This is a genomic window from Pseudomonas sp. P5_A2_2 (genome assembly GCF_054177685.1).
Map to the genome: position 1 here is coordinate 1 of NZ_JBGCUL010000448.1, position 3,631 is coordinate 3,631.

The window sequence follows — 3,631 nt, forward strand, 5'->3', positions numbered from 1 at the left end:
ATTCAGTATCGATGTGACTGATGCGCCGCTATCGCGAGCAAGCTCGCTCCCACAGGGGGTATTTGTATGCCTGTGATTACGCCGCCTGCTGAAACTGCTGCCGATACTGGTTCGGTGACAATTCCGTGTGCTGGCGGAACAGCCGCGCAAAGAAGCTCGCATCGTCATAGCCGACTTCATAGCTGATGGTCTTGATGCTCTTGCGGCTGCCGGACAACAAGCCCTTGGCGGTTTCGATGCGCAGGCGTTGCAGGTAATGCAGTGGCTTGTCGCCGGTGGCGGTCTGGAAGCGGCGCATGAAGTTGCGGATGCTCATGCCGTGTTCGCGGGCGACGTCTTCGAAGCGGAACTTGTCGGCGAAGTGTTCTTCGAGCCAGTGCTGGATCTGCAGGATGATGACGTCCTGGTGCAGCTTCTGACCGCCAAACCCGATGCGTCCAGGCGCGTAGCTGCGCTGCACCTCATACAGAATGTCCCGCGCTACGGCCTGGGACACATTGGCGCCGCAGAAGCGCTCAATCAGGTAAATGTACAGATCGCATGCCGAGGTGGTACCGCCGGCGCAGTACAGGTTATCGGCGTCGGTCAGGTGCTTGTCCTGATTGAGCTGGACCTGAGGAAAGCGTTCGGCGAAGGCATTGAAGAAGCGCCAGTAGGTAGTCGCTTCCTTGCCATTGAGCAATCCGGCTTCGGCCAGCCAGAAAACACCGGTGGCCTCGCCGCACAGTACGGCACCGCGCGCATGCTGCTGGCGCAACCAGGGCAAGACTTGCGGGTAACGTTTGCAAAGGCTCTCGAAATCGTCCCAGAACGCGGGAAGAACGATGATGTCGGCGTTTTCCAGCCCGCCATCCACCGGAATCAGCACATCGCTGAAGGTGTTGACCGGTTTGCCATCGGGGCTGACCAGACGGGTTTCGAACGCCGGTGTCAGGCCCTGGCCCAGCTGTTTGCCGTAGCGCAGGCTGGCGAGGTGGAAGAAATCCTTGGCTTGCATGAGGGTGGAAGCGAAAACCCGGTCGATGGCCAGGATGCTGACGCGCCGCAGGGGCGTGGAGGCTTGCTTAGACATAATTCAACTTTATTTTTATAGGGGGAAGTGGTCACCAGACGGCTGGATCGTCTTATTTTTTGTCGGATGTGTCCAGTGTCCTGTATCGGAAGCGAGGCATAGTCTCTGAAGGTCAACTCCTTCTAAAAACAAAGAAAAGGTGCCGCATGATCCCCAGAACCCTGTTCAGTTCCGAGCACGAGCTTTTCCGCGACAGCGTGCGGACGTTCCTCGAAAAGGAGGCGGTGCCGTTCCATGGGCAATGGGAAAAACAGGGCTATATCGACCGCAAACTGTGGAACAAGGCAGGGGAGGCGGGGATGCTTTGCTCGCACTTGCCGGAAGAGTACGGCGGCCTGGGGGCGGACTTTCTCTACAGTGCGGTGGTGATCGAAGAAGTGGGGCGACTGGGCCTGACCGGCATCGGTTTTTCCCTGCACTCGGACATCGTGGCGCCGTACATCCTGCATTACGGCAGTGAAGCGCTGAAGCATAAATACCTGCCGAAACTGGTGTCCGGCGAGATGGTTACCGCGATCGCCATGACCGAACCGGGCGCCGGTTCCGATCTGCAAGGGGTGAAAACCACGGCCGTGCTCGATGGCGATGAGTACGTGATCAACGGCTCCAAGACCTTTATCACCAACGGCTATCTGGCCGATCTGGTGATCGTCGTCGCCAAGACCGATCCGAAGGCCGGTGCAAAGGGCACCAGTCTGTTTCTGGTGGAGGCTAATACGCCGGGCTTCGAGAAAGGCAAGCGTCTGGAAAAAGTCGGGATGAAAGCCCAGGACACCTCGGAGTTGTTCTTCCAGGACGTGCGTGTGCCCAAGGAAAACCTGCTGGGCCAAGCCGGGATGGGGTTTGCCTACTTGATGCAGGAATTGCCCCAGGAGCGCCTCACCGTGGCCATTGGCGGGCTGGCATCGGCCGAAGCGGCGCTGCAATGGACGCTGGACTACACCCGCGAGCGCAAGGCGTTCGGCAAGTCGATCGCGGATTTCCAGAATACCCGGTTCAAGCTGGCGGAGATGGCCACGGAAATCCAGATCGGCCGGGTTTTTGTCGACCGCTGCCTGGAGCTGCACCTGCAAGGCAAGCTCGACGTGCCGACGGCGGCGATGGCCAAGTACTGGGGCACCGACCTGCAATGCAAGGTGCTCGATGAGTGCGTGCAGTTGCACGGTGGTTACGGGTTCATGTGGGAGTACCCGATCGCGCGGGCATGGGCGGATGCGCGGGTGCAGCGGATTTATGCCGGGACCAATGAAATCATGAAGGAAATCATCGCCAGATCATTGTAGGAGCGAGCTCGCTCGCGATGGTCGTCAACGATAACGTTGAAAACCTGACACCCAACGGTGTGCTCAGGTTTTTCGCGAGCAAGCTCGCTCCTACAAGTGGGGGTTATGGCGCCGGATTCGGATGATCCTTGTGAATCGCCTCGATCCCTTCCAGTACTTCCTCCGACAGCTTCAGGTCGAAACTGGCGATGTTGCTCTCCAGTTGCTCCATCGTCGTCGCGCCAATGATGTTGCTGGTCACGAACGGCTGTTGCGTCACGAACGCCAGGGCCATTTGCGCCGGGTCCAGGCCGTGCTCGCGAGCCAGCGCCACGTAACGACTGCAGGCTGCTTCCGACTGMGGGTTGAAATAGCGGCTGAAGCGGCTGTAGAGGCTCAGGCGACCTTTTGGCGGGCGGGCGCCACCTTCGTACTTGCCTGACAGGAAGCCGAACGCCAGCGGCGAATAGGCGAGCAGGCCGCATTGCTCGCGGATGGCGATTTCCGCCAGGCCGACTTCGAAGCTGCGATTGAGCAGGTTGTACGGATTCTGGATCGACACCGCGCGTGGCCAGCCACGGGCTTCGGCCAGGGCCAGGAAGCGCATGGTGCCCCACGGCGTCTCGTTGGACAGGCCGATGTGGCGGATCTTGCCAGCGCGGACCTGCTCGTCCAGTGCTTCGAGGGTGTCCTCCAGCGGGGTCAGGTTGGCTTCGATCTTGTGCTTGTAGCCCAGTTGTCCGAAAAAGTTGGTGCTGCGTTCCGGCCAGTGCAGTTGGTAGAGGTCGATGTAATCGGTCTGCAGGCGCTGGAGGCTGGCGTCCACCGCTTCGGTGATGTGCTGGCGGTTGTGGCGCAGGTTTTTATCGCGGATGTAGTCGATGGTGTTGCCGGGGCCGGCGATCTTGCTGGCGAGGATCCAGTCGGTGCGGTCGCCGCGGCTTTTGAAGTAATTGCCGATGTAGCGTTCGGTGGTGGCATAGGTTTCGGCCTTGGGGGGCACCGGGTACATCTCGGCGGTGTCGATGAAGTTGATCCCGGCACGCTTGGCCCCTTCAATCTGGGCGAAGGCGTCTGCCTCGCTGTTTTGTTCGCCCCAGGTCATGGTTCCGAGGCAGAGGGCACTCACGTTCAGATTGGTTCGGCCTAGCTGGCGATAGTCCATCGGGTGCTCCTTGGGCAAAACAATCATAAAAGCAGGTTGAATTATTTTTCGCAATCTGCATAATTGCGCACCTCTTTCTGCAGTGGAAGTGATGCGCCGCCGCCGAAGAATCTTGCCGTTGAACGGACGCGC

General features: G+C 59.5%; 3 protein-coding genes. 1 reads left to right on the plus strand and 2 read right to left on the minus strand.

Translation table 11 applies throughout. From position 1 onward, the window contains the following. Nucleotides 1–76 precede the first annotated feature (76 nt). Entirely contained in the window at nt 77–997 is a 921-nt protein-coding gene (locus ACXRVY_RS20170; RefSeq protein WP_223461246.1) for a GlxA family transcriptional regulator, read from the minus strand. A gap of 221 nt (nt 998–1,218) precedes the next feature. Between ACXRVY_RS20170 and ACXRVY_RS20175 the strand changes: the two genes are divergently transcribed. Then, on the plus strand, nt 1,219–2,355 hold the full coding sequence (locus ACXRVY_RS20175; protein ID WP_223461192.1) for an acyl-CoA dehydrogenase family protein: 1,137 nt from the start codon (nt 1,219–1,221) through the stop codon (nt 2,353–2,355). Between the two features lie 103 nt (nt 2,356–2,458). Here ACXRVY_RS20175 and ACXRVY_RS20180 read toward each other — a convergent pair whose 3' ends face one another. After that, the gene (locus tag ACXRVY_RS20180) at nt 2,459–3,499 is read right to left on the minus strand and encodes an NADP(H)-dependent aldo-keto reductase (RefSeq protein ID WP_223461194.1); all 1,041 of its coding nucleotides are present in this window, start codon (nt 3,497–3,499) and stop codon (nt 2,459–2,461) included. Between the last annotated feature and the right edge of the window lie 132 nt (nt 3,500–3,631).

What these genes read in the sequence shown, in the direction of transcription:
- ACXRVY_RS20170 (WP_223461246.1), bottom strand. Translation starts at nt 997, where the DNA reads ATGCAAGCCAAGGATTTCTTCCACCTCGCCAGCCTGCGCTACGGCAAA.
- ACXRVY_RS20175 (WP_223461192.1), top strand. Translation starts at nt 1,219, where the DNA reads ATGATCCCCAGAACCCTGTTCAGTTCCGAGCACGAGCTTTTCCGCGAC.